The organism is Kribbella sp. NBC_00382 (assembly GCF_036067295.1).
Classification (GTDB): domain Bacteria; phylum Actinomycetota; class Actinomycetes; order Propionibacteriales; family Kribbellaceae; genus Kribbella.
Map to the genome: position 1 here is coordinate 631,335 of NZ_CP107954.1, position 22,120 is coordinate 653,454.

Sequence of the window (22,120 nt, forward strand, 5' to 3'; positions counted from 1 at the left end):
GAGCCCCTGTCCGTCAGGGATAGACGTGTGACGGCGGGGTGGACATTCAGGGGTGTGGAGGGGATGCAAATGGAGCAAATTCACGCGCGATCGGGGCTGGGCCAATGGTGAACGCGCCGTTCTTCGTGAACTTCACCTGCAGCTCGACCAGGCATCCCGGCGTGGCCAGGTTCGAGTGGGTGAACGAGCAGTGGCTGCTCGTCGGGGCGTCGCGACAGCGGCCTGAGAGCAATCCGGTGGCCGCCGAACAGCGCTCGCAGTCGGGCAGTTTCGCCTGCGCGTCGACGTACACCGGATGTCCGAGTTGTAAAGCCGACAGCTTCGTCCAGTGCGGCCGTTGCCAGAGCCTGGGGTGCTGGGACAACAGCTGGCCGGAGTACACCTGTCCTGCATGCGGCAACCAGGGCCCGGTGTCGGGCGGAATCGAATCCGTCTCAGCAACCGGTAGCAGCTGAGGAGCCGGCGATGGGATTCGATCTCGAGCGCGGCCAGTACGGCGCATACCAGGTGAACCAGGCCACCCTGGCCAAGGGCGGGGTGGGCTCGATCCACCGGACCGACGATCCGCGCTTCGTCTTCAAGCGGTACTTCAGCCCGTCCAAGGCACCGAGCCTGGGACAACTCGACCCGCTGATCAAGGTCGGGCGAGAGGTACTGGTCACCCGCGGCAAGCGCCCCGGCGACACCCCGGAGTCCTCGGTGAACTGGCCGGTCGACTTCGTGCTCGACCGGTCGGGCGGCGTCAGCGCCGTCGTGCTGCCCGCGATTCCCGACGAGTTGTTCAACGCCGACCTGGGCAACGTCCGCACCCTCGACTTCCTGATCATGTCCCGGGCCAATCCGCCGCAGACCAAGGAACGGATGGCGCTGCTGCTCCGGATGGCCGAGATCCTGGCGTTCGTCGATGCGCAGAAGCTCGTGCACGGCGATCTCAACGCCAAGAACCTCGCCTGGACGCTGACCCCGGAACCGATCATGTACCTGATCGACTGCGACGGAATGGTCCTGCGAGACCCGCCACCCCAGGTGGGCGTCGCGGCGGCCGGCTGGACCGATCCGCGGGTGGTGAGCAGGGCGATCAAGGCGCACGACCATTACAGCGACTGGTACTGCCTCGCGCTCGCCATGTACCGCGGCCTGCTACTCACCCCGGGTCGTCTCGACCGGGCAGCCGACGGTACTTGGCCGGAACCCGGCAACATTCCGGCCCAGCTCGACAAGGAGGTCGCCGCCCTCATTCGGCGCGGCCTGTCACCGCTGGATGCCGGTAAGCGGCCGCGGCCCAAGGAGTGGGTCGATGCGCTGCTCCGTGCCTATGTGCCGGGCGGACAGTTCGATCTGAAGGCACTGCGAGCCCTCGACGCCATCACCAAGCCGAGGCCGAAGCCGAAGCCGGCCACTCCGTTCGTTCCGTTGCCGCCGACCTCCTGGGATCCGACGTCCACGGTTCGGCAGCCGCCGCCTCAGCCCAGGCCGACTCCTCCACAACCCCCGCCGACTCCGCCGCCTCAGCAATGGTCGCCGCCACCACGACCGTTTGTTCCCCAACCACCGCCGCCGGCTTTCCCGTACCGCTATCCGACCACCCCTGCCTACCCGTCGTACGAAGTCATCTCCGGTCCCCGCGGCGGCGTGGCCAGACGGGCACTGGCCGGCGGAGTTGCCTGGTACCTGAAGGGTGCGCTCGCCTCCGTCATGTTCTCACCGGTGGCACTGCTCTATTGCATCATCGGAATCCTGCAACTGATCCGGGTTGATTCCCGGTACCCCGGAGTGACCCGGGCAATGGTCAGCCTGGTGGTTTACGGCGGAATCGCGGGCCTCTTCACCCTGAGCCTCATATCGGCCATTAGTAATCCATAAGCATCGCCTGAATCCGCAGAAAGAGAAATAGAATGACTGAAAACTCGGAGTCCTACACAATCTTTCCGATCTTCCTGCTCGTCGACGTCAGCGCGTCCATGGCGGGCGGACCGATCGAGGCCCTGAACTCGGCCATGCCGGAGATCCAGAAGGCGATGCTCTCGGATCCGACGGTCGGCGAGATCGCGCGGGTCGCGCTGGTGACGTTCTCGGACGTCGCCAGGACCGTCATCCCGCTCTGTGACCTGGCGGACGCGAGTATCCCCGAGGTCATGGTCGAGAGCGGCACGAACTTCGCGGCCGGTTTCCGCGAGGCCAAGTCCGCCATCGACAGCGGTCTGCGCTCGATGCCGAAAGGTACGCCGTTCTACCGGCCGGTGGTGTTCTTCATGAGCGATGGCGAGCACATTGCCCGGGAGGACTACCGGCAGGCACTGTCGGAGTTGAAGGACCCGAACTGGAAGCTCGCCCCGGAGGTGGTGTCTTTCGGTCTGGGCGAGGCCAAGGTGGAGCCGCTGAAGGAGATCGCGACCCGCTTCGCGTTCATGGCCAAGGACACCGATCCGGCCGTCGCCGTCAAGGAGATCATCAACGCGCTGATCAGCAGCATCCGCACGACCTCGCGGAGCTTCCACGATCCGAACCAGGCCGACGGTCTGCACATCGACGCGCCGAGCGAGCTCTTCACGCCGCTACCGAAGATGTCGCTGTGACCGCCGGCCAGGACGAGCGCATCGAGTCGCCATCGGATGCGCCGGATCAGCAGGCGACCGCGCCGCAGATCCAGTCGACCGAGCCGCCGGCTGAATCATCGGCCCAGTCATCAGCCCAGGCATCGGCGCAACCTGACCGCGACCCGGAAACCCATGACCTGCCGACGTCTGCGCCGTTCATCGGCAAGGTGAGGCCGCTGCCCCTGCTGCACCTCAGCCCTGGGGTGACACATCGCACGCCGACGGTAGCTCTCGACGGACTGAGCGTGGGCCCCTTCCATGTCGGGGCGGCATCCCAGGCGGGTACCGCGCACCTCATCAAGGGCGAGCCGCGCCAAGACGCGTACGACTTCGTCCTGACGCCCGAAGGCCGGCTGGTCGTAGCGATCGCCGACGGTCTCGGCTCGCGCCGCGCTTCGCAGGTCGGGGCCCGGATCTTCTGCGAGCATGCGACGGCCCTGGCCGGTACGACGGACTGCACCGCGGCCGAGTACCTGGTACAGGCAGCCGCCCTGACCAGCACAACCGCCGAGAACAACTACGGTCTGCACAGCGAGGACATCTCGTTCGTTGGTGCTGTCGCCGTATTCGACGAGGCCGGCGAGGACGTCGTCGACATCGCGCGCGTCGGGGATGTGTCCGCGTTCGTACTGACGTCTGATGGCGCCATCAGCGAGCTGTTCCAGCATGACGACGCGGCCCTCAACATCGTGACCGCGCTACTACCGGGAAAGGGCGCGCCCGAGCCTGAGGAGGTCCGCACCGGCGGCGACAGCCAGATCGTGCTGACCACCGACGGACTCGCGACGGACCTGCGGAACTCCACCAGCCTGCGGGAGTGGCTCGCCCAAGAGTGGCGACTGCCTGTCGGGCCCTATGCCATGGCCGACAGCCTTCGGTACCGCCGACAGGGCTCGCACGACGACCGAACGGCAGTAGTCGTGTGGAGAACCAAGGAAAGCGCCGCCGAGCCGCCGGTCGACTAACGCGCGAGCTTTGGGGAGATGCGTAGGAGTAGTGGGGAGGCTAGGAGGATGCCGGAGGCAACTACAACGGCGAAGATCGACGCGGCCGTCAGCCCGGTCAGGAGTGCGGGGATGAGCACGGTTCGCCGCCCGTACCAGTCCGGTCAGCCCATCGTCTTCTGGCCGTCGATCGTTTCGCGAATGATGTCTGCGTGGCCGGCGTGCTGGGCGGTTTCGGCGGTGATGTGCATGAAGACTCGGCGGACCGACCAGAAGACGCCCGGCGGCTGCCACGGCGCGGCCGGGAGTTCGTAGCTGGCGTTGAGGTCGAGCGTGCGGACCAGCTCGTCGGTGGCCGCCGCGACCTTCTCGTACTCAGCTAGTACGCCGGCCAGCGTCTCCCCCTCGGTAAGGCGGAACTGGTTCTCCCACTCCGCGATCAGCTCCGGCGTGAACTCGATCTCCGCCGGTACCTCCTCGCCACCACCTGTGACCGCGAACTCGGCCCACTTCTTCTCGACCGCGGTCACGTGCTTGATCAACCCACCGATCGTCAACTCGCTGACGGTGCTGCGAGTGTTCGCCTGCTCGTCGGTCAGCCCCTCGGCGGTGTGCCGCAGGAAGTACCGATGCTTGCCAAGAAAGTCCAGAATGTCGTCGCGCTCGCCGGTCGAGATCCGCTCGTTCGTAGTCATGCCTTCAGCGTAAGCACAGTAGCGGCCAGCTCCTGACCTCTACTCGAAAATCTCCACACGAGTTCGAGGCCCCGTCGGGTAGCTGGAATACGCTGCATCAATGGACGAGCACGGGTATCCCGAGGCAGTCGTCGACGGCTTCACCCTGGGCATGTTCGTGAGTTACGACCACTGCGGCGACGCCTGGGTCACCGCTCCCGACGGAAGCGTTGGAACGCTGATCTGGGAGACGGGATCGCCTTCGTACTTCGAAGAGTCGATCGCCCCCGACCCGAACGGCCGCTGGGGCACGTACGCGGTCCAACTCCCCCTTCCGTTGACCACCGACGCGGAGGCCGCGGAGTACCTGCGAACTCTCCTACCCGAGTTGCGCACCCGCTGGGAGTACTGGACGACCAACCGATAGCTCTGATGCTGCGTTTGGCCGGATCCGCCGTTCTCGGACTGGCGACTGCGACCGCTGTGGTTGGCCTGCAGGTACTGCCCTCCCGGCACGACGAATCGGTAGCGGCCGCCAACCAGGTCATCACCTTCCTCGAGAGATCGCCCGGTGTGCTGACCCAGGTCGACACGGTCGGCTGGTACGACGGCGACAGCCTCATCCTGCAGGAGCGCGGCTAGACGAAGGCAGGCGGTCAGCGGGTGCCGAGCCACACCAGGCGAGCGGCGAAGGTGCCTCTCTCGGTTGCTTTGGCTTGGCGGAGCTGCTCCAGGGTCGGCCGGTCGGTGTCTAGGTCGGCGGCCAAAGCGTAGACGACCTCCAGTACGTCCGCCAGTTCCTCGATGGCTGCTCCGTCGTCGGCGGTCAGGAACTCGTTGACCTCTTCGAGGAGCTTGGCGCGGAGTCTTTGGCGGTACTCGGCCGGGTCGGCCTGATAGGTGATCGGCTCTTCGCCGTTGGCGCGGATGATGTCCGGGATCCGGTCCCTGACCAGCTTGCCGTCAGACATGGGACTCGGGTGGGAAGCCGGTCCAGCGGAGGTCCTTCGTTAGGTGGCGCATGTCGTTGTAAACAAGGGCCGTTGGAGGACGGCCGGGGGTGTAGCGGAGGACTGTCAGGGCGGCGTTGCAGTGGTTGAGGGAGAGCCAGCGCCAGCCTGGGGCACCCAGGGCCACGCTCACGAGATACGCCACCAGGAAGTTGTGGGTGACTAGTAGGTCGTGCCGATCGCTAGGGCCGTCGGCTGGGCCGGTGAAGAGTTCCAGAGCCTGGCGGGCGAGTAGAGGGCCGTCGCGCAGCTCATCGGGTGTGAACTGAGCCAGTACGTTGCGGATGAAGTCGGCGTATTCGGCCGGTACTTCGCCAGCCTTCGGCGCGGCAGGGAGGTAGTCACCGGCGGCCTCGGAAACCTCCGGCGGAACACCTGCCCGCAGTTGCCCACTGACCAATCCAGCAGTCTGTACTGCGCGTGGCAACGGACTGTGGTGGAACGCCGCGAACGGCACGTCCCGCAGCCGCTTGCCGAGGAGCTCCGCCTGGCGGCGACCCTTCGCCGTCAACCCGCTCTGGTCCGGCAACGCCTCGCCGTGCCGGGCGAGGTACAGGTAACGAGTAGCGGACATTCCGGCCTCCTTCGCTCTTGCGATACTCACACAACCCGAGGCAGGAGACCGAGAGATGGTTGATCCCGAGTTCGACCCGCACCCAGACCCGGTACCACCGCCAAGCTGGCCGTGGGATCCTGAACTGCCGCCAGGCGCCACTCTCCGCCGCGAAACCGTCACGAATGCGGACGGTTCGACTACCGAGACGGTCACCCTCGCTGACGAGTGACTGATCAGCCGGGGCGTGACCCATGGGGCATTTAGTGTGCCTGGACGGCGGTGTCGATCCGCGGGGCTGCCTGGCGAGGGGTGGGGCGAGATGGAGATGGACCGGAGGCGGTTGCTCGCGCTTGGGGCTGGGGCGGCCGTAGCGGCTGGGGTTACCGGGTCGGCCACGACAGCGGAGGCCACGGGCACAAGCGGCGTGCCGTCGGACGCGGCACTGGCACGGAAATTGGGCCTGCGGAGCAAGTACGCGAAGGGTCAGCACTACGTCATCGGTGGGCGCGGTGAGCCTCTGGTACTGCTGCCCGGCTGGCCGCAGACCTGGTGGTCGTACAACAAAATCCTGCCTGCGTTGGCAAAGCGCTACACGGTGATAGCCGTCGACCTGCGCGGGATGGGCGGATCAGCCAAGCCCGCGGACGGATACGACAAGAAGACGATGGCCGGCAACGTCCACGACCTGATCCGCCATCTCGGCTACGACTCGGTCAACATCGCCGGCCACGACATCGGCGCAATGGTCGCGCACAGCTTCGCGGTCAACCACCGTGCGGCGACCCGCAAGCTCATGCTGATGGACGTCGGCCACCCCGATCCGTCGATCTACGACCTGCCGCTGCTGGTCCGACCCGGGCAGGGCTTCAGCCTGTGGTGGTTCGCGTTCAACCAGGTCCAGAGCCTGCCCGAGAAGCTGATCACCGGCCGGTCGCGGTACATCGTCGACTACTTCATGGACGCCTTCCCGCCCGACCCGTCAGCCATCGACGAGCTGTCCCGCCGCGTCTACGCCCACGCGTACGCCGGTCCGGACGCGATCCGCGCCGGCAACGCGTGGTACCAGGCCTTCCACCAGGATGTCGTCGACTTCGCCACCTACGGCAAGATCACGGCGCCGTTCCTCGGCCTGACCTCGGAGTACAGCTTCGAGTCCAACCAAGCTGTCTGGTCCGGCCAGGGCACCGACGTACGGGTTCACAAGGTCCCCGGTACCGGCCACTTCCTCGCCGAGGAGAACCCGCAGGCAGTGATCAGCGAGCTGACAGCGTTCCTCGGCTAGCGCCCGTGAGCGCGTCCAGCAGCCCTGGGAAGGCTTGATCCAGGTCGTCGCGGCGGAGTGCGTTGAGGCGGGAGGTCCCCAGGTAGTACTGGCGGATCAGGCCCGCCTCGCGCAGGACCTTGAAGTGATGCGTGGCCGTCGACTTGTGCACCGCGATGTCGAAGTCGCCGCACTTGATGTCGTGCCCCGCCGCGTCGAGCTGCTCGACGATGCTCCGGCGGACCGGGTCGACGACCGCCTCCAGCACCTGCTGGAGCTCGAACTCGGACACCTCGGGATGCTGCGGCGCACGTGCCATGACTCCGATAGTACGACACTCATCATAGTTTGACAGCCTTCAAACTACCGCCTTGACTGGGTCCATGACGACGACCGTGCGCTTCCACACCACCGGCGGCCCCGACGTACTGCAGCTGCACGACCTCGACCCGGGGCAACCTGGCCCTGGCGAGGTCCTGCTCCGCATCGACGCGATCGGTCTCAACCGCGCGGACGTACTGTTCCGCAGCGGCCACTACATCGAGTCGGTCAAGCAGTTCCCCGCCGGCCTCGGCAGCGAAGCAGCCGGCGTCATCGAAGCCCTCGGCCCCGGCATCACCGGCTTCACGATCGGCCAGCCGGTCAGCGTCATCCCGAACTTCTCCCAGAACGACTACCCCCTGTACGCCGAACGCGCACTGGCCCCCGCGACCGCCCTCATCCCCCGCCCCGACTCCGTCGACGCCGTCTCAGGTGCAGCGGTGTGGATGCCGTACCTGACCGCGTACGGCGCGATGGCCGAGATCGCCCACGTCCGCCCCGGCGACGTCGTCGTCATCAACGCCGCCTCAAGCAGCGTCGGCCTAGCCGCCATCCACACAGCCAACCGCCTAGGCGCAACCCCCATCGCCATCACCCGCACCACCACCAAACGCCAACGCCTACTCGACGAGGGCGCCGCCGAGGTAATCGTCTCGGACGAAGACGATGTCGCGGGCACCATCCTCGCCCTCACGGACGGACGCGGAGCGGAGTACATCTTCGATGCCGTGGCCGGTCCAGGCGTCGCCGACCTGGCGCGAGCCGTCGCGCCGGACGGCACCCTCCTCCTCTGGGGCGCCGCGAGCGGCCAGCCGACGCCGTACCCGGGATTCGATCTCGGCATGCCCGCCCTCAACCTGCGCACCTACACAGTCCACGAGATCACCCGAAACCCAGAACGCCTACGCCGCGCAACAGCCTTCGTCACCAGCGGTCTCCGAAGCGGCGCGTTCAAACCCACCGTCGACCGCCTGTTCACCCTCGACACCATCGTCCAGGCCCACAAACACCTCGAATCCAACACCCACATCGGCAAACTTGTTGTCACCGTCTCGCACTGATTCGCGGACGGGGAACGTCCGGGTCATGCTCTAGCGTGCAAGGTATGACCGGCTTGGTGTTGGAGGATGTTCAGGTGCGCGGAGCCTTTCTGCGCAAGGTGCGGTTGATCGGCGCGGAGCTGTGCGACGTCGAGATCACCGGCGACATCCAGAACCTGACCATCAACGGAGTCGAGGTCGGCGCGCTGATCGACGCCGAGCTCGATCGGCGCGACCCCGACCGGATCAAGATGCGCCCGGCCGACGCCGACGGCTTCCGCGAGGCGTGGGACCTGCTCGAGCGCCGCTGGACCGAAACCACTCAACGCGCCCGCGCCCTGCCACCAGCGCTCCTGCACGAGAGCGTCGACGGCGAATGGTCGTTCATTGAGACGCTCCGCCACCTCGCCTTCGCCACCGACGCCTGGATCCGCCGCGCGATCCTCGGCGACCCAACCCCTTGGCACCCCCTCGACCTCCCGTGGGACGAGATGGCCGACACCCCCGGCGTACCGCGCGACCGCACCGCCCGACCCTCCCTCGACGAAGCCCTGGCCCTCCGCCAGGACCGGATGGCCACCGTCCGCCAGTACGTCGACCAGCTCACCGACGAGCAACTCGCCGCCGACACCACGCCCGTCACCACAACCCAAGGCTGGCCCCGCCCGATCAGCTACCCGGTCCGCGAATGCCTGCTCATCACGATCAACGAGGAGTACCAGCACCGCCTGTACGCCGAACGCGACCTGGCCGTCCTCGCCGCCGCGAACTGATCGACGGGAGGACTGAGCTGGGTCAGGACACGCTATGATGTCAACCGTTCTGGCGACAGATTCAGCCGGCGCAGCAACTGCGCATTGAGGGCGACAACGATCGTCGACAGCGACATCAGTACTGCGCCCGCCGCAGGCGACAACACAATCCCGGCAAAGGCCAGGACACCCGCCGCCAGTGGCACAGCGATCACGTTGTAGCCGGTAGCCCAGACCAGGTTCTGCCACATCTTGCGGTAGCTCGCCTTCGACAGATCGATCACCGACAACACCGCCCGCGGATCGTCCGCGGCCAGTACGACGCCCGCCGACTCGATCGCGACATCCGTACCGGCGCCGATCGCGATCCCCACCTCGGCCCGAGCCAGCGCCGGCGCATCGTTCACGCCGTCACCGACCATCGCCACCTTCAGCCCGCGCGCCTGCAACTCGGCCACCTTGGCGTCCTTGTCATGCGGCAGTACCTCCGAGAACACCTCATCGATCCCCAGCTCAGCCGCCACCGCGTCGGCCACCTGATGCGCATCCCCAGTGATCATCGCGACCTTCACGCCACGCTTGTGCAGCGCATCAACAGCCTGCCGCGACTCGAGCCGGACCTCATCCTCCAACGCAACCGCGCCGAGAACCTCACCCTCACGAACCACCTGAAGTACCGCCGCCCCACGCGCCTTCCACTCCTCGATCCTGCCCTCCAACGAAGCAGGAACCTGTACTCCGGACTCGCGCAGCAACGCAGGTCCGCCGACCGAAACGCGAGCGCCGTCAACAACAGCCTCGACCCCACGCCCAGTCAGCGACCTGAACTCAGCTGCCTTCAAAGCCTCCCCACCAGCCTCCACCGAAGCCCGTACGATCGCCTTGGCCAACGGATGCTCGCTGTCCGACTCAACCGCCGCCGCAATGGCCAGCAACTCGTTGTCAGCAAGGGAAACCGCCGCAACCCCGGTGACGGCCGGCTCGCCCTTCGTCAGCGTGCCCGTCTTGTCGAACAGGACCACGTCGATCGTCCGCATCCGCTCCAGCGCCAACCGGTTCTTGACCAGTACTCCGGCCCTCGCCGCACGCTCGGTCGAGATCGCGATCACCAGCGGGATGGCTAGCCCGAGGGCGTGCGGGCAGGCGATCACCAGTACGGTCACGGTCCTGGTGACCGCTTCGTCCAGCTTGCCCAGCAGGCTCCAGACCAGGAACGTGATGACGCCTGCGCTGGAGGCGAAGTAGAAGAGGAACGCGGCCGCGCGATCGGCGAGTGCCTGGGCTCGCGATGTCGAGGCCTGTGCTTCTGCGACCAGGCGCTGAATCCCTGCCAGGGCGGTGTTTTCGCCGACGGCGGTGATCTGGACACGCAGGGCGCTGTCGGTGGCGACGGTACCGGCGACGACCTGGTCGCCGACGGCGCGGAGTACCGGGCGGGACTCGCCGGTGATCATCGACTCGTCGACCTCGGCCTGGCCGGCGACCACTTGGCCGTCGGCGGGCACCCGACCGCCGGAGCGGACCAGGACGACGTCACCCTCGGAGAGGTTGCTCAGAGCAACTTCGACGACGCCGTCGGCGGTGACCTTCTCGGCGGTGTCTGGCAGAAGCGCGGCCAATGCGTCGAGCGCACCGGAGGCGGCGCCGAGCGCCCGCATCTCCAGCCAGTGCCCGAGCAGCATGATCACGATCAGCAGCGCGAGCTCCCACCAGAAGTCCAGGTCGAATCCGCCGATCCCGAGCGTCGTCACCCAGGACGCCGCGAACGCGACCGAGATCGCCATCGAGATCAGCAGCATCATCCCCGGCTGCCGGGACTTGATCTCACTCCACCCACCGCGCAGGAACGGCTGCCCGCCGTACAGGAAGATGATCGTGCCGATGATCGGCGCGATCAGGTCGGCGCCGGCGAAGTCCGGCCGGCTGTAGCCCAGCAGATCCGAGAACATCTCGCTGAAGAACACCACCGGCACGGCCAGCCCCAGACTGATCCAGAACCGGTCCTTGAACTGCGCCGCATGATCCCCATGCCCAGCGTGCCCGCCGTGCTCATGCTGCCCCACGTGCTCGTGGCTCATCTTGACCTCCATCGGTTCCCCAGCACCTCAAACATACCCCCATGGGGTATGACCTCGGCAACCCGGCACCCCCGCGCCCTATTCCCACCCGCGACAAATTTGCTGGAGATCGCCTCCACCACCCGTGAGACTGTGCGGATGATCGAGGAAGCGACACAGACCGCTCGGCGACTGGTCGAGGAGCGATATCCGCAGGCACGCGCCGCCTGGCTCGGCGGCAGTATTGCCCGAGGCGCCGCCACGGCCACCTCGGACCTCGACATCACCGTCCTCCTCCCCGGCCCGCCCGCACCGCTACGCGAGTCCATCCGGTACGCCGATTGGCCGGTCGAACTCTTCGTGCACACCGAGGCCTCCCTCGCCCACTACTGCGACAAGGACCGCCAACGGCGCCAACCGTCGATGATGCGCCTGGTCGGCGAGACGATCGTCCTCCTCGACACCGACGGCTCCGGCGCCCGCCTCCAAGCGACCGGCAAAGCCCAACTCCTGGCCGGCCCGCCGCCGCTGCCACGCCAGGACATCGACATGCTCAGGTACAAGATCAGCGATCTCCTCGAAGACCTGATCGGTGCCAACAGCAACGATGTGCGGACCGTTGTCGCCTCCGTCCTCTGGCAGGAAGCCGCCACCCTCCTACTGACCGGCGCGAACCACTGGGCCGGCACCGGCAAGGGCCTCCTGCGCGAACTCGCCGCCTACGACGCAACGCACACCACCGACTACGCAACAGCCCTCCCCGCCGCCGTCCGCGCAGCCGCCGACGGCAACTCAGCGGCGATGATCACCGCCGTCGACACAATCCTCGAGCCGTACGGCGGCCGCCTTTTCGCCGGCTACCACCTCTCTGGCGACTGACTCAGCCATCGCCGAAGTCGGAGCTGGACGCCTGGCTTCGTCCCGCTCGACAGGAGGTAGTGCCCGTTCAGCACCCGACCGAGGCCCTGGTGAGCCTGGCGCCCGGCCCGCCTGCCGACTACTTCCTGTCGGGCGGGACGCTTAAGTTGGCAATCACCTCGTTGATCACGTGCTGGGCGTTGGCGGCGATGCCGGGGTTGGTGTTGCGGTAGTACGGGAGCTGGATGAGCGCCATCGACAACGCCCGGCCGCAACCACGCACCCAGGCGTCGTCGTCAACCTCCAGCGCCTCGCGATAGACGTGGCGTCCGGCCGCGGGGAGCAGATTCCACGCCGGGATCAGGTCGCAGGCCGGATCCCCGACTCCCGCTGTCGCGAAGTCGATCACCGCCGCTACCCTTCCCTCGTCGGTAACCAGCAGGTTGGACGGCATCAGATCGGCATGCACCCAGCTCAGCGAGGTTGGCGGAGTCGCGGCCAACGCCGATTCCCAAGCAGCCAACGCAATCCCCGTATCAATCCACCCCTCAAGCTGCACGAGCGCCTTCCGAGTCTCCTCGTTCTGCGACGACAACGGCCCACCCCGATACGCCGCCGGCCCACCTGGTAGGTCGACCGCCCGGAATGCACGCACAAACGAAGCCAGATCTTCCGCCAACCCGACCGGCTCGCGCACCTCGCCGGCAACCGCGATGGACCCCGGGATCCACTCCTGCACCAGCCACGGCCACGGATACCCGTCGGCCGGTTCCCCCAACGCGATCGGCGTCGGAATCCGTACCGGCAGCAACGGCGCCAGCCGCGGCAACCACTCGAACTCCTTCTCGATGTCCGACACCCCACCCGCGATCCGCGGCAGCCGTACGGTCAGCGAGTCGCCCAGCCGGTACATCGCATTGACCGTCCCGCTCGACGGGATCTCGCTCACCGGCAACCCGCTCCACTGCGGAAACTGGCCCGCCACCAAGCGCAGTAGCAGCTCGTCGTCGATCAGCGCCTCGTTCGCATGCATCCTGCCCATGACCTCATCCAAGCCCAGGCAGCGCGATTCTCAGAACGAATTTCGCCGCCGCATCCGCCGCGGCCGCCCGTCGGGGTCATAGACATGGTCGTAGAGCGGCCGCGCCCACACCCTCGCCACCCGCCCGACCGGCACCGGCTCATGCCGCCGAAGCTGCCCCGCCGGCCGCGGCCCCACCTCGCCACCCGCATGCCAGGAGTCCAGCGCCTCCGCTGCGGCCTTCCACTGCTCAAAACCCTTTACCGGGTCAAGTTCGGGCTCGGCTCCCAAATGCTCCGACCACAGCTCCTCCCGTACCGACCGCGCCAGCCCGTCGCCGACCACGGCACACGTCAGCTCGCTGTCGTTGGTCCACGAGCGCCGATTGAAGTTGTCCGACCCACACGTGAACCACTCGTCGTCCACCACACACACCTTCGCGTGCACGTAGATCGGCGTACCGGCGTCGTTCTCCAGGTCGTACACAGCAAAGCGATCTGGCGCTGCGGCATGCAACATATCGAGCGCCTGCAGTTGCCCGTACCGGGCCGGCGGCCCGCTGAACCGCCCGTCGGCATCCGGGTACCGCGGCACCACCGCGATCACCCGCAACTCCGGCGACCGCTCCAACGCCTCACACAACCCCTCGGCTACCACCGACGACCACAGGTACTGGTCCTCGAGGTAGATCAGCCGCCGCGCCCGCCCGAACGCCTTCCGATAAGCCCGCGCGATGCTGTACTCCCCCTTCGGCGCGAAGCGGAACGGCGGATGCTTGTGCCCGAACGTCCGCAACACCTGTACCGCGTGCTGCCCAGCCGCCGGCGGATCAGGAAACGTCTCCGGCAACTTCGACGGATGCCGCGGCATATCAGCCTTCCGCTGCACGAGTATCCGGTACGGCGTACGCCGGTCCAGCGGATGCGGATCGTCCCACCGCTCGACAAAAGTCCGGAGCACATCCCCAACAACCGGCCCGCGCAACTCCAGCGTCGCGTCATGCCACGGCGTCTGCTTCCCGTACCGCGGATCCATCGGCGCCTGCTGCGGATCCCCGAGATGCTTCGCGTCGTCACGCCGTTGGTGACTCAGATCGATCCCACCAACGAACGCGACATCCTTCGCTGCCTCACCCCGATGGCGAATCACGAACATCTTCTGATGATGCGAAGCCAACCGCCGCACCCGCTGATCCAGCAGCACCTCCGCCCCGGCCTCGTTCAGCTCGGTCCCCAGCCGCTGATTCTGCTGAGCATTGAACTGCACATGATCCGAATGCGACCGCCACAACAACCCCCGAACCTCCACCCCCGCCTTGGCAAGATCACAAAGCACCTCACCAACGGACGGCCCACCCTCGTACAGCACCTCATCCGCATCCCCACGCCAATCCGTGAAGTAGACCCGGTCCCCCTCCCCCAACGCACACAACTCGTCATACAACCGCCGAAAATAAACGGCCCCATGCACCAGCAACTTCACCGAGTTGCCGTCCGTCCACGCACTGTCGATATCGGTCGCCCGATTACCCCGCTCCTCAGCCGTCAAAAACCAATCACTCATCCACCCCAGGTACCCCAGCCGAGTAGATCCGAACTGATGAGAGGGTGGGCGAGTGGATCAGGTGAGGCGAAGTACTGGCAGTGAAGGCGTCATCACCTTCGTCAAGCGAAGGGCCGGCAGTGTGCTCGCGCTCGGGCTGGTGTCGATGCTCGGGTGGAGCATGGCGGTCTCGGCGTCGATGCCGAGCTGGTACGAACCCGATCGCGAGTGCGAACAGGCCTTCCCCCTCGCCCAGGGCAACGGCCTGCACATCACCAGCGACTGGCTTCCCCCGCACGCGACCTGCGACTTCGGCGATGGCCAGGTCCACCAGTTCATCTCGCCGACCCGCTCAACAGTCCTGACGATCGTATTCGCCCTGACGGCGGCCCTGACCCTCTTCGGCCTGTACTTGATCATCCGCCGCCTGACCGACCCCGCCGGGACGGTCCGGTCCGCGGAAGCCGTCGACCTCCGCCGCCGCAAACTCCGTCACCTCGGAATCGGCGCCTTCCTGACCCTCCTGATCGTCGCCCTCTTCGCCGGCGCCAACGTCTTCGCAGCCTTCATGGGCGGCCCACCCGGCATGCTGATCGTCGCGCTCACCGCCACCGCCGCCCTCTCCGCAGTAGCAGCCGCCATCGACCGCGAACAAGGCCCCCTCCCCAGCACAGCCCGCGACTCCCACCGCCGAGGCGCGGTCGCCGGCTGCACCACCCTCGCCACCGTCTTCGTCGTCACAGTCGCCTCCGGCAACTTCCCCTTCTACCGAATCTGGGTAGCCCCGGTCGGCGCCATCACCTATCTACTTGTGACCACCCTCCAGTGGTCTCGCAATCGTGGAGCCGGGGATCGGAATGCAGTCGAGGAGGATTTGCTCTGGGGACCTCGTACTTGACGACGTGATCTGGTCGACTAGCAGGCGCACCGCTTGGCGGCCGAGGTTGTGGCGGGGGACTTCGAAGCCGCTCAGGTTCGGGTGGCCGGCGGGTTGGCCGAGGACGGCGATGGAGAGGTCGTCTGGGATTCGGATGTCGTGGAGGGCGTCGAGTAGGGCGGCTGAGAGTGAGCCCGTGTCGGTCTCCTCGACGACGACGGCTGTCACGCCCTCGCCTCGCCAGCGCTCGACGAGACCGCGGACCTCGGCGTCGGCGGCGCGTACGACGATTCGGCGTACCGGCAACCGTGCGGCTTGGGCTGCGGTGAGGACGCCTTGTTCGCGGTCGGTAGAGGAGAGGGCGTCATCGACGGAGCGCAGGTAGCGGATCTCGCGGTGGCCGGCCGCGACCAGGCGGTCGATGACGGCGGCGGAGGCGGCGACGTAGTCCACGCCTACGTACGGGATCCGGCCGGCCAGCTCGTCGCGCCGGCCGATGTAGACGAGGGGGAAGCCGCCGCCGAGCAGCCAATCGATCGGCTCCTCGGGTACATACCGGCCGAAGAACAGGCAGCCGTCGGCGATCCTGGTACGCCGGATCGCGAGCTTGTCATCCGCCCGCCTCTCGGCACCGCCGGCCGCGTCCGGGTCGCCGGGCTCCCGCGCATCGAGACCGCCGGTGCCGGTGAAGAGGATTAGGTCTTGGCCTAGGGCGGCTGCTTCCTCCTCGATGCCGGCCAGGATCGGGTAGTAGAAGCCGTCCACCGCGGTCGGGAACGCGGATGCGAACGTGTACACCCCGATCATGTGATTACGCGCCGACGCCAGCCGCGTCGCAACCGGATCCGGCACATAGCCAAGCGTCTCAGCCGCCTTCAGCACCCGTTGCCGGGTCGATTCGGCCAGCCGCATGCCGTCGGTGTTCCCGGACAGGATCAGCGAAACCGTCGTCTGCGAAACCCCCGCAGCGGCGGCGATATCCGCCTGACGCGGCGCCCTTGCCATAGACATCACCTTAGCTAATACGGATTAGCTTATTGACGGACCGAACAGAAGAATCTCACACTCGGCAGCAACCGCCCCCGACAGTGTGAGGAATCAAGGATGACGAACCTACCTCCCGTCAGCCGCCGGACCCTACTCCGCGGCACCGCCGGTCTCGGGCTCGGCCTCGCGGCCGGAGTACCGCTGACCACCTCCGCCCAGGCCGCGCCCGGTGGATTCCCCAACTACAGCTACACAAGAGTCGCGTTCACCAAGGCCAACCTGCGCTACAACCCCACCGGCGAGCTGATCTTCCCCAGCGTCCGCGGCACCGTCGGCCGGATCAGCAACGCCCTCGGCCGCTTCTACCTGTACTACGCCCCGCACGACGCCCCCGGCGGCCTCTGCCTCGCGTACTCCAACTCGCTAGGCGGCCCCTATACGGAGTACCAGAGCAATCCGATCATCGCCCGCACCTGGTCGCCGTACTACAACGTCTCGCACGTCTCCTCACCCCACGCACTGTGGAACGACGACGTCAACGAGATGTGGATGTACTTCCACGGCGAGAACACCACCACCCGCCTGGCCCGCTCGACCGACGGCATCCACTTCACCTACGACAAAGTCGTGCTCTCCACCTCGATGCTCCCAGCCGGTACGACGGAAACCTCGTACGCGCGAGTCTTCCGCCACGACCTCCCGTCGAAGAATGCCAGGTACGTGATGGTCTTCATGATCAACACCACCGCGAACCGTCGCTCGATCGGCTGGGGCTGGTCGTCCGACGCCCGCAACTGGTCCTTCTCGCAGACGCCGCTGATCAACCCGCAGGACGTCGGCGCGACCAACATCGGCGCCCCGGCGATTGCCGAGCGCAACGGTTCGACGTACGTCATCTACCACACGAACATCGAGGCCGGCGGCTCGATGCGGATCACCGAGGTGGGCACCAACTTCGACAAGCGCAACCACCTCGGCGTCTTCCACGCACCGCTCGCCGGCGCACCGGACAACGGCCGGTGCGCGGCGCCCGCGTTCGGCTCGGACAACGGCGTGGAGTACATGATCTACGAAGCCGGCGAACGCCTCGCCGGCTCCATCGCCATCGCCAAAGCCGTCTGAACCACTAACCAGGCTTGATGTTCTGATTCAGATGGAACACGTTGCCCGGGTCGAACTCCGCCTTGACCCGGGCAAGCCGGTCATAGTTCTCCCGCCCGTACCCGGCCATGACTCGATCAGCACCCTCGTCACCGATGAAGTTCAGGTAGACCGCACCCGTCGACCACGGCTTCATCTCGGTGCAGACGTTCCGCGCCCACTCGATCCCCCGCTGGTCATCAGCAGCATCGGCCCACAGCCCGAACGGATGGACCACCCAAGCAGCACTCCGGTGTGGCAACGGCCACTTGCCGGCATCGCGCGCGACCGCACCGCCCCACGGCACCAGGATCTGCTGCGAAGGCGACGGATGCAGCATGCCGGCCGCAGCCCCGGCGAACGCGCCGATCGCCTCGTCGGGGAGCTCACTCAAATGCTCCGCCGACCAGTAGTTCCGGAACCCCGGCGGATCATCCAGAGCCGACTGGATCGCCGAGTACGGCATCTCCGCGATCATCACTCCCTCAGGCGACAGGTCCATCATCGGCTGGAAGACAGCCCGCGTCTCCTCCTCGGTCCCGGCATAGAACGCGGCCGCGCCGACCAACCGCTCGCCCTGCAGATGTACCGGAACGAAGTCCTCCGGCGGCCCGGTGAGGTAAATGACCCCACCGCCCAGCTCGTCCGGTACCCCCGCCTCGATCAGATCGCGGTACCGGCGGATCACCTCCGGCCCGGCATCAGCCGGCCAGAACAGCATCGCCAGCGTCATCGAGGTCAGCGGCCGCAGCTTGAACGTCAGCGACGTCGCCACCCCGAAGTTGCCGCCGCCACCGTGCAGCGCCCAGAACAGCTCGGTGTTCTTGGTCTCGTCGGCGATCACCAACTGACCGTCCGCGGTGATCAGCTCCGCCGACACCAGACTGTCGCAGGCCAACCCGAACTTGCGCTCCAACCATCCGGACCCGCCCCCCAGCGTCAGCCCGGCCACCCCCGTTGTCGAAACCCGGCCGCCGGTCGTCGCCAGCCAGTACTGCTGACAGGCGCCATCGACATCCGCCCAGGTCGCACCGCCGGCAACCCGAGCGAGCTTCGCCTCCGGATCGACCTGTACGGACCGCATCTTGCGCAGGTCGACGACGATGCCGCCCTCCGTCACCCCCGCGCCGGCAACGCTGTGGCCTCCCCCTCGTACCGCGATCTCCAGCCCCTCCGAGACCCCGTACCGCACCGCCGCGGCGACGTCGGCCGCCGACTCGCACTGCGCGATCACCCCCGGCCGCTTGTCGATCATCGCGTTGAACACCGACCTGGCTCCGTCGTAGGCCGGATCGCCAGGCCGGATCACCTCTCCCCCGAACCCGTCCGGCCGCCCCCGATGAGATCCAGGCGAACGCGCCATCGTGTCGGACATGGGAACTCCCCCCTTGCTCAGCTGCTCCCCAGTTGACACCCCGATGCTGCGCCCGCTCACCGGGCCGGTCAACGCTTCGCCGCTTACCGAAAGCTGACGCGAATCCCTTGTCTACCAAGGGTTTCCACCCGGCTACGGTCGGCACCCAAAGCCGCACCACGCCCTCGGTAATCGCTTGCCGATAGGATTGGCAGATGACCGTCACCGACGCGCAGACCGCCGCAGTACTGGGTGGACCCGGGCAGGTCCTCTCCGATGCCGACGTCACCGCCTTCATCCACGAGCAGCTGGCCGGTGCGGGTCTCGACGGCCGGAGCGTCTGCGTCATCGTCCCGGACGCCACCCGGAGCTGCCCGCTGCCGCTCCTGCTGAAGGCGGTCCACGGCGCCTTGACCGGCAAGGTCTCCCGGCTGACCGTGCTCGTTGCCCTCGGCACCCATGCCGAGATGTCCGCCGAGGAGCTGACGACCCACCTCGGCGGCGAGTACGACGTACTCAACCACGAATGGTGGAAGGACGAGACGTTCGCCGACCTCGGCACGATCAGCGCGGACAAGGTCGGTGAGATCTCCGGCGGCCTGCTGCACGAAGCCGTCCCGGTCCGGCTCAACCGCGCGGTCGTCGAGCATGACGTCGCCCTCGTCGTCGGCCCGGTCTTCCCGCACGAGGTGGTCGGCTTCTCCGGCGGCAACAAGTACTTCTTTCCGGGCGTCGCCGGGCAGGAGGTCATCGACCTCTCGCACTGGCTCGGCGCGCTGATCACCAGCGCCGGCATCATCGGTACGCCGGGCATCACCCCGGTCCGCGCGCTGATCGACGAGGCCGCCGCACTCATCCCGGCCGACAAGCTCGCGATCAGCGTCGTCGCCCAATCCGGTACGAACGGCCTGCATGCGGTGGCTTTCGGCGATACCGCATCCTCCTGGCAAGCTGCAGCCGCCGTCTCCGCGCAGACCCACGTCCGCTACCTCGACCGGCCGGTACGCCGGGTCGTCTCGCTGATGCCGTCGCGCTATCAGGACATCTGGACCGCGGCCAAGGGCTTCTACAAGGTCGAGCCGATCGTGGCCGATGGCGGCGAGGTCATCCTCTACGCGCCCCACGTGACCCGGTTGGCCGCGATGCATCCGGAGATCGAGCAGATCGGTTACCACTGCCGCGACTACTTCCTCGGCCAGTGGGATTCGTTCCGCTCGATGCATTGGGGTGTACTCGCGCACTCGACCCATCTCCGGGGTGCGGGGACCTGGGATCCGGTCAACGGCGAGCGCTGCCGGGTCGACGTCACGCTGGCGACGGGCATACCGGAGGACGTCGTCCGGGGCGCCAATCTCGGGTACCTGGATCCGGCGGGGTTCGAGCTTTCGCAGTACGAGAACGACCCGGAGACCCTGGTCATCCCGAACGCCGGCGAGATCCTGCATCGACTCCGCTGACACGGACCTGACTGACGGGTAACCTTCGCTGGTATGACTGCTGAGGCTGGATCAGGACAGGGCCGGGTCGAGGTCGCCATCGTCGGGTCCGGGTTCGCCGGGATCTGCATGGCGATCAAGCTCCGCCAGGCCGGCTGCGAGAACTTCGTCATCCTCGAGCAGGCCGATCGCCTCGGCGGCACCTGGCGCGACAACACGTATCCGGGCTGCGCCTGCGACGTACCGTCGTACCTGTACTCCTTCTCGTTCGAGCAGAATCCGCGCTGGACGAGGATGTTCGCGCCCTGGGACGAGATCCTGGCCTACCTGGAGCACTGCGCCGCGAAGTACGGGATCGCGGACAATATCCGGTACGGCTCGGACGTCACCGAAGCGGCGTACGACGAAACGACCGGGCACTGGACCGTCACGATCAACGGCACCGAGACGCTCGAGACGCAGGCGCTGGTGAGCGGGGTGGGCAACCTGCACAAGCCCAAGTTCCCTGACATCGCCGGCCTCGATTCCTTTACTGGTAAGGCTTTTCACTCGTCGCAGTGGGAGCACGAGCACGACCTGACCGGCAAGCGGGTGGCGGTTATCGGGACGGGCGCCTCGGCGATCCAGTTCGTCCCTCGCGTTGCCGAGCAGGCGGCGCAGGTCGATCTGTACCAGCGGACGCCGCCGTGGATCACGTCCAAGCCGGACCGCGCGATCGGTTCGCTGGAGCGGTCGCTGCATGCACGGTTCCCGGCCGGGCAGCGGGCGATCCGCGACATCATCTTCTGGGGGCTGGAGGCGCGCGGGCTCGGCTTCGCGGGCAACCCTCGCCTGATGAAGGGGCTCGAGCTGCAGGCCAAGCGGCAGCTCCACAAACAGGTCACTGATCCGGTACTCCGGGAGAAGCTGACGCCCGATTACCAGATCGGCTGCAAGCGGGTCCTCATTTCGAATGACTACTATCCGGCGCTGGCTCGAGACAATGTCGAGGTCGTCACGGACGGGATCGCGCGGGTGACGCCGACCGGCGTGGTCACCGCGGACGGGGTCGAGCGGGAGTGCGACACGATCGTGTACGGGACCGGGTTCGAGGTGTCCGGGAACCTGACCCGGATCGGCATCCTCGGGCGGGACGGGGTCGAACTGGCCGACGCGTGGAAGCAGAACGGGATCGGCGCGCACCTGGGCATCACGGTGGCCGGCTACCCGAACCTGTTCCTGCTCGTCGGGCCGAACACGGCGCTCGGGCACTCGTCGATGGTGTTCATGATCGAGGCACAGGTCCGGTACGTGATGCAGGCGCTCGATCTGCTGCGCCGGCGCAACGCCACCGCGGTCGAGGTGCGTGAGGACGTCCAGGAACGGTTCGTCACCGATGTCCAGCACGACCTCGACGGCAGCGTCTGGCAGGGCGGCTGCACCAGCTGGTACCTGGACGCCCAGGGCCGCAACTCCACCATCTGGCCGGATTTCACCCTCACGTACTGGCGCCGCACCCGCCGCCTGAACCCGGCTGACTACGTCATCACCCACTGACCCTGAGGCGCCCCGGACTACTGGAGTAGGAGACGGTCAGGGTCGGCGTACGACTATAGGCGGAGACGAAGACAGGTCTTTGGACCGACGCTTTCCCCTCGTTTCCGGAGGACTCTAGAACCATGAACCTCCTCCAGATCCTCAGCACAGTCGTCAT

General features: G+C 66.9%; 24 protein-coding genes. 15 read left to right on the forward strand and 9 right to left on the reverse strand.

Annotated elements, in window-relative coordinates; translation table 11 throughout:
• Nucleotides 1–104 precede the first annotated feature (104 nt).
• Genes OHA70_RS03130 through OHA70_RS03145 form a run of 4 tightly spaced genes read left to right on the forward strand, consistent with a single transcriptional unit; the run spans nucleotide 105 to nucleotide 3,562 of the window.
• The gene (locus tag OHA70_RS03130; protein ID WP_328328284.1) at nucleotides 105–455 is read left to right on the forward strand and encodes a hypothetical protein; all 351 of its coding nucleotides are present in this window, start codon (nucleotides 105–107) and stop codon (nucleotides 453–455) included.
• Nucleotides 456–465: 10 nt separating this feature from the next.
• Nucleotides 466–1,863, forward strand: coding sequence for a hypothetical protein (locus OHA70_RS03135; protein WP_328328286.1), 1,398 nt, complete (start codon nucleotides 466–468; stop codon nucleotides 1,861–1,863).
• 32 nt (nucleotides 1,864–1,895) lie between these two features.
• The gene (locus OHA70_RS03140; RefSeq protein ID WP_328328288.1) at nucleotides 1,896–2,576 is read left to right on the forward strand and encodes a vWA domain-containing protein; all 681 of its coding nucleotides are present in this window, start codon (nucleotides 1,896–1,898) and stop codon (nucleotides 2,574–2,576) included.
• Nucleotides 2,573–3,562 carry a protein phosphatase 2C domain-containing protein gene (locus tag OHA70_RS03145; RefSeq protein WP_328328290.1) on the forward strand — a complete coding sequence of 330 codons (990 nt, stop codon included), beginning with the start codon at nucleotides 2,573–2,575 and terminating at the stop codon, nucleotides 3,560–3,562. The genes OHA70_RS03140 and OHA70_RS03145 overlap by 4 nt, the downstream gene beginning before the upstream one ends.
• A gap of 143 nt (nucleotides 3,563–3,705) precedes the next feature.
• On the opposite strand, the gene OHA70_RS03150 is transcribed toward OHA70_RS03145, so the two are convergent.
• Complete coding sequence (locus OHA70_RS03150) at nucleotides 3,706–4,236, reverse strand: DinB family protein (protein ID WP_328328292.1); 531 nt, start codon at nucleotides 4,234–4,236, stop codon at nucleotides 3,706–3,708.
• A gap of 100 nt (nucleotides 4,237–4,336) precedes the next feature.
• Between OHA70_RS03150 and OHA70_RS03155 the strand changes: the two genes are divergently transcribed.
• Nucleotides 4,337–4,642 (forward strand): hypothetical protein, encoded by a 306-nt coding sequence (locus tag OHA70_RS03155; protein WP_328328294.1) that lies wholly within the window; start codon nucleotides 4,337–4,339, stop codon nucleotides 4,640–4,642.
• A 5-nt stretch (nucleotides 4,643–4,647) separates the two neighbouring features.
• Nucleotides 4,648–4,857, forward strand: coding sequence for a hypothetical protein (locus tag OHA70_RS03160; protein ID WP_328328296.1), 210 nt, complete (start codon nucleotides 4,648–4,650; stop codon nucleotides 4,855–4,857).
• Between the two features lie 14 nt (nucleotides 4,858–4,871).
• Here the strand turns inward: OHA70_RS03160 and OHA70_RS03165 are convergent, their stop codons facing one another.
• Complete coding sequence (locus tag OHA70_RS03165) at nucleotides 4,872–5,186, reverse strand: nucleoside triphosphate pyrophosphohydrolase (protein WP_328328298.1); 315 nt, start codon at nucleotides 5,184–5,186, stop codon at nucleotides 4,872–4,874.
• The gene (locus tag OHA70_RS03170) at nucleotides 5,179–5,799 is read right to left on the reverse strand and encodes a histidine phosphatase family protein (RefSeq protein ID WP_328328300.1); all 621 of its coding nucleotides are present in this window, start codon (nucleotides 5,797–5,799) and stop codon (nucleotides 5,179–5,181) included. Before OHA70_RS03170 ends, OHA70_RS03165 begins: the two co-directional genes overlap by 8 nt.
• A 55-nt stretch (nucleotides 5,800–5,854) precedes the next feature.
• On the opposite strand from OHA70_RS03170, the gene OHA70_RS03175 reads away from it, so the two are divergent.
• Nucleotides 5,855–6,010, forward strand: a complete 156-nt coding sequence (locus OHA70_RS03175) for a hypothetical protein (protein WP_328328301.1) — start codon at nucleotides 5,855–5,857, stop codon at nucleotides 6,008–6,010.
• 90 nt (nucleotides 6,011–6,100) lie between these two features.
• Nucleotides 6,101–7,063, forward strand: a complete 963-nt coding sequence (locus OHA70_RS03180; RefSeq protein WP_328328304.1) for an alpha/beta fold hydrolase — start codon at nucleotides 6,101–6,103, stop codon at nucleotides 7,061–7,063.
• Here OHA70_RS03180 and OHA70_RS03185 read toward each other — a convergent pair.
• Nucleotides 7,035–7,361, reverse strand: a complete 327-nt coding sequence (locus OHA70_RS03185) for an ArsR/SmtB family transcription factor (protein ID WP_328328306.1) — start codon at nucleotides 7,359–7,361, stop codon at nucleotides 7,035–7,037. The genes OHA70_RS03180 and OHA70_RS03185 overlap by 29 nt on opposite strands.
• Nucleotides 7,362–7,425: 64 nt before the next feature.
• Here OHA70_RS03185 and OHA70_RS03190 point away from each other — a divergent pair, with 64 nt between their 5' ends.
• Both OHA70_RS03190 and OHA70_RS03195 read left to right on the forward strand, forming a co-directional pair.
• Nucleotides 7,426–8,424, forward strand: a complete 999-nt coding sequence (locus tag OHA70_RS03190; protein WP_328328308.1) for a zinc-dependent alcohol dehydrogenase family protein — start codon at nucleotides 7,426–7,428, stop codon at nucleotides 8,422–8,424.
• A gap of 44 nt (nucleotides 8,425–8,468) precedes the next feature.
• Entirely contained in the window at nucleotides 8,469–9,176 is a 708-nt protein-coding gene (locus tag OHA70_RS03195; RefSeq protein WP_328328310.1) for a DinB family protein, read from the forward strand.
• Between the two features lie 32 nt (nucleotides 9,177–9,208).
• Here the strand turns inward: OHA70_RS03195 and OHA70_RS03200 are convergent, their stop codons facing one another.
• Entirely contained in the window at nucleotides 9,209–11,233 is a 2,025-nt protein-coding gene (locus OHA70_RS03200; protein WP_328328312.1) for a copper-translocating P-type ATPase, read from the reverse strand.
• Nucleotides 11,234–11,371: 138 nt separating this feature from the next.
• On the opposite strand from OHA70_RS03200, the gene OHA70_RS03205 reads away from it, so the two are divergent.
• On the forward strand, nucleotides 11,372–12,091 hold the full coding sequence (locus OHA70_RS03205) for a nucleotidyltransferase domain-containing protein (RefSeq protein WP_328328314.1): 720 nt from the start codon (nucleotides 11,372–11,374) through the stop codon (nucleotides 12,089–12,091).
• Between the two features lie 118 nt (nucleotides 12,092–12,209).
• Here OHA70_RS03205 and OHA70_RS03210 read toward each other — a convergent pair whose 3' ends face one another.
• Together OHA70_RS03210 and OHA70_RS03215 are read right to left on the reverse strand one after the other, a co-directional pair.
• On the reverse strand, nucleotides 12,210–13,112 hold the full coding sequence (locus OHA70_RS03210) for an aminoglycoside phosphotransferase family protein (RefSeq protein ID WP_328328316.1): 903 nt from the start codon (nucleotides 13,110–13,112) through the stop codon (nucleotides 12,210–12,212).
• A gap of 30 nt (nucleotides 13,113–13,142) precedes the next feature.
• Entirely contained in the window at nucleotides 13,143–14,654 is a 1,512-nt protein-coding gene (locus OHA70_RS03215; RefSeq protein ID WP_328328318.1) for a phospholipase D family protein, read from the reverse strand.
• Between the two features lie 61 nt (nucleotides 14,655–14,715).
• On the opposite strand from OHA70_RS03215, the gene OHA70_RS03220 reads away from it, so the two are divergent.
• The gene (locus tag OHA70_RS03220) at nucleotides 14,716–15,531 is read left to right on the forward strand and encodes a hypothetical protein (protein ID WP_328328320.1); all 816 of its coding nucleotides are present in this window, start codon (nucleotides 14,716–14,718) and stop codon (nucleotides 15,529–15,531) included.
• Here the strand turns inward: OHA70_RS03220 and OHA70_RS03225 are convergent.
• Nucleotides 15,439–16,515 (reverse strand): LacI family DNA-binding transcriptional regulator, encoded by a 1,077-nt coding sequence (locus OHA70_RS03225; protein WP_328328322.1) that lies wholly within the window; start codon nucleotides 16,513–16,515, stop codon nucleotides 15,439–15,441. The genes OHA70_RS03220 and OHA70_RS03225 overlap by 93 nt on opposite strands.
• Before the next feature lie 99 nt (nucleotides 16,516–16,614).
• Between OHA70_RS03225 and OHA70_RS03230 the strand changes: the two genes are divergently transcribed.
• Nucleotides 16,615–17,619 (forward strand): hypothetical protein, encoded by a 1,005-nt coding sequence (locus tag OHA70_RS03230; protein ID WP_328328324.1) that lies wholly within the window; start codon nucleotides 16,615–16,617, stop codon nucleotides 17,617–17,619.
• 4 nt (nucleotides 17,620–17,623) lie between these two features.
• Here the strand turns inward: OHA70_RS03230 and OHA70_RS03235 are convergent, their stop codons facing one another.
• A complete protein-coding gene (locus OHA70_RS03235) occupies nucleotides 17,624–19,012 on the reverse strand; it encodes an FAD-binding oxidoreductase (RefSeq protein WP_328328326.1) in 1,389 nt (462 codons plus the stop codon).
• A gap of 194 nt (nucleotides 19,013–19,206) precedes the next feature.
• Here OHA70_RS03235 and OHA70_RS03240 point away from each other — a divergent pair, with 194 nt between their 5' ends.
• Together OHA70_RS03240 and OHA70_RS03245 are read left to right on the forward strand one after the other, a co-directional pair.
• Nucleotides 19,207–20,448: a lactate racemase domain-containing protein gene (locus OHA70_RS03240; RefSeq protein WP_328328328.1), complete on the forward strand. Its 1,242-nt coding sequence runs from the start codon at nucleotides 19,207–19,209 to the stop codon at nucleotides 20,446–20,448.
• Between the two features lie 33 nt (nucleotides 20,449–20,481).
• On the forward strand, nucleotides 20,482–21,963 hold the full coding sequence (locus tag OHA70_RS03245) for a flavin-containing monooxygenase (protein ID WP_328328330.1): 1,482 nt from the start codon (nucleotides 20,482–20,484) through the stop codon (nucleotides 21,961–21,963).
• Nucleotides 21,964–22,120 lie beyond the last annotated feature (157 nt).

Excerpts from the sequence above, each read along its gene's own strand:
- OHA70_RS03245 (WP_328328330.1), top strand. The coding sequence starts at position 20,482 with ATGACTGCTGAGGCTGGATCAGGACAGGGCCGGGTCGAGGTCGCCATC.
- OHA70_RS03180 (WP_328328304.1), top strand. The coding sequence starts at position 6,101 with ATGGAGATGGACCGGAGGCGGTTGCTCGCGCTTGGGGCTGGGGCGGCC.
- OHA70_RS03150 (WP_328328292.1), bottom strand. The coding sequence starts at position 4,236 with ATGACTACGAACGAGCGGATCTCGACCGGCGAGCGCGACGACATTCTG.
- OHA70_RS03165 (WP_328328298.1), bottom strand. The coding sequence starts at position 5,186 with ATGTCTGACGGCAAGCTGGTCAGGGACCGGATCCCGGACATCATCCGC.
- OHA70_RS03200 (WP_328328312.1), bottom strand. The coding sequence starts at position 11,233 with ATGAGCCACGAGCACGTGGGGCAGCATGAGCACGGCGGGCACGCTGGG.
- OHA70_RS03235 (WP_328328326.1), bottom strand. The coding sequence starts at position 19,012 with ATGTCCGACACGATGGCGCGTTCGCCTGGATCTCATCGGGGGCGGCCG.
- OHA70_RS03140 (WP_328328288.1), top strand. The coding sequence starts at position 1,896 with ATGACTGAAAACTCGGAGTCCTACACAATCTTTCCGATCTTCCTGCTC.
- OHA70_RS03160 (WP_328328296.1), top strand. The coding sequence starts at position 4,648 with ATGCTGCGTTTGGCCGGATCCGCCGTTCTCGGACTGGCGACTGCGACC.
- OHA70_RS03215 (WP_328328318.1), bottom strand. The coding sequence starts at position 14,654 with ATGAGTGATTGGTTTTTGACGGCTGAGGAGCGGGGTAATCGGGCGACC.
- OHA70_RS03130 (WP_328328284.1), top strand. The coding sequence starts at position 105 with ATGGTGAACGCGCCGTTCTTCGTGAACTTCACCTGCAGCTCGACCAGG.
- OHA70_RS03225 (WP_328328322.1), bottom strand. The coding sequence starts at position 16,515 with ATGGCAAGGGCGCCGCGTCAGGCGGATATCGCCGCCGCTGCGGGGGTT.
- OHA70_RS03185 (WP_328328306.1), bottom strand. The coding sequence starts at position 7,361 with ATGGCACGTGCGCCGCAGCATCCCGAGGTGTCCGAGTTCGAGCTCCAG.
- OHA70_RS03170 (WP_328328300.1), bottom strand. The coding sequence starts at position 5,799 with ATGTCCGCTACTCGTTACCTGTACCTCGCCCGGCACGGCGAGGCGTTG.
- OHA70_RS03175 (WP_328328301.1), top strand. The coding sequence starts at position 5,855 with ATGGTTGATCCCGAGTTCGACCCGCACCCAGACCCGGTACCACCGCCA.
- OHA70_RS03240 (WP_328328328.1), top strand. The coding sequence starts at position 19,207 with ATGACCGTCACCGACGCGCAGACCGCCGCAGTACTGGGTGGACCCGGG.
- OHA70_RS03210 (WP_328328316.1), bottom strand. The coding sequence starts at position 13,112 with ATGGGCAGGATGCATGCGAACGAGGCGCTGATCGACGACGAGCTGCTA.
- OHA70_RS03135 (WP_328328286.1), top strand. The coding sequence starts at position 466 with ATGGGATTCGATCTCGAGCGCGGCCAGTACGGCGCATACCAGGTGAAC.
- OHA70_RS03155 (WP_328328294.1), top strand. The coding sequence starts at position 4,337 with ATGGACGAGCACGGGTATCCCGAGGCAGTCGTCGACGGCTTCACCCTG.
- OHA70_RS03230 (WP_328328324.1), top strand. The coding sequence starts at position 16,615 with ATGACGAACCTACCTCCCGTCAGCCGCCGGACCCTACTCCGCGGCACC.
- OHA70_RS03195 (WP_328328310.1), top strand. The coding sequence starts at position 8,469 with ATGACCGGCTTGGTGTTGGAGGATGTTCAGGTGCGCGGAGCCTTTCTG.
- OHA70_RS03190 (WP_328328308.1), top strand. The coding sequence starts at position 7,426 with ATGACGACGACCGTGCGCTTCCACACCACCGGCGGCCCCGACGTACTG.
- OHA70_RS03205 (WP_328328314.1), top strand. The coding sequence starts at position 11,372 with ATGATCGAGGAAGCGACACAGACCGCTCGGCGACTGGTCGAGGAGCGA.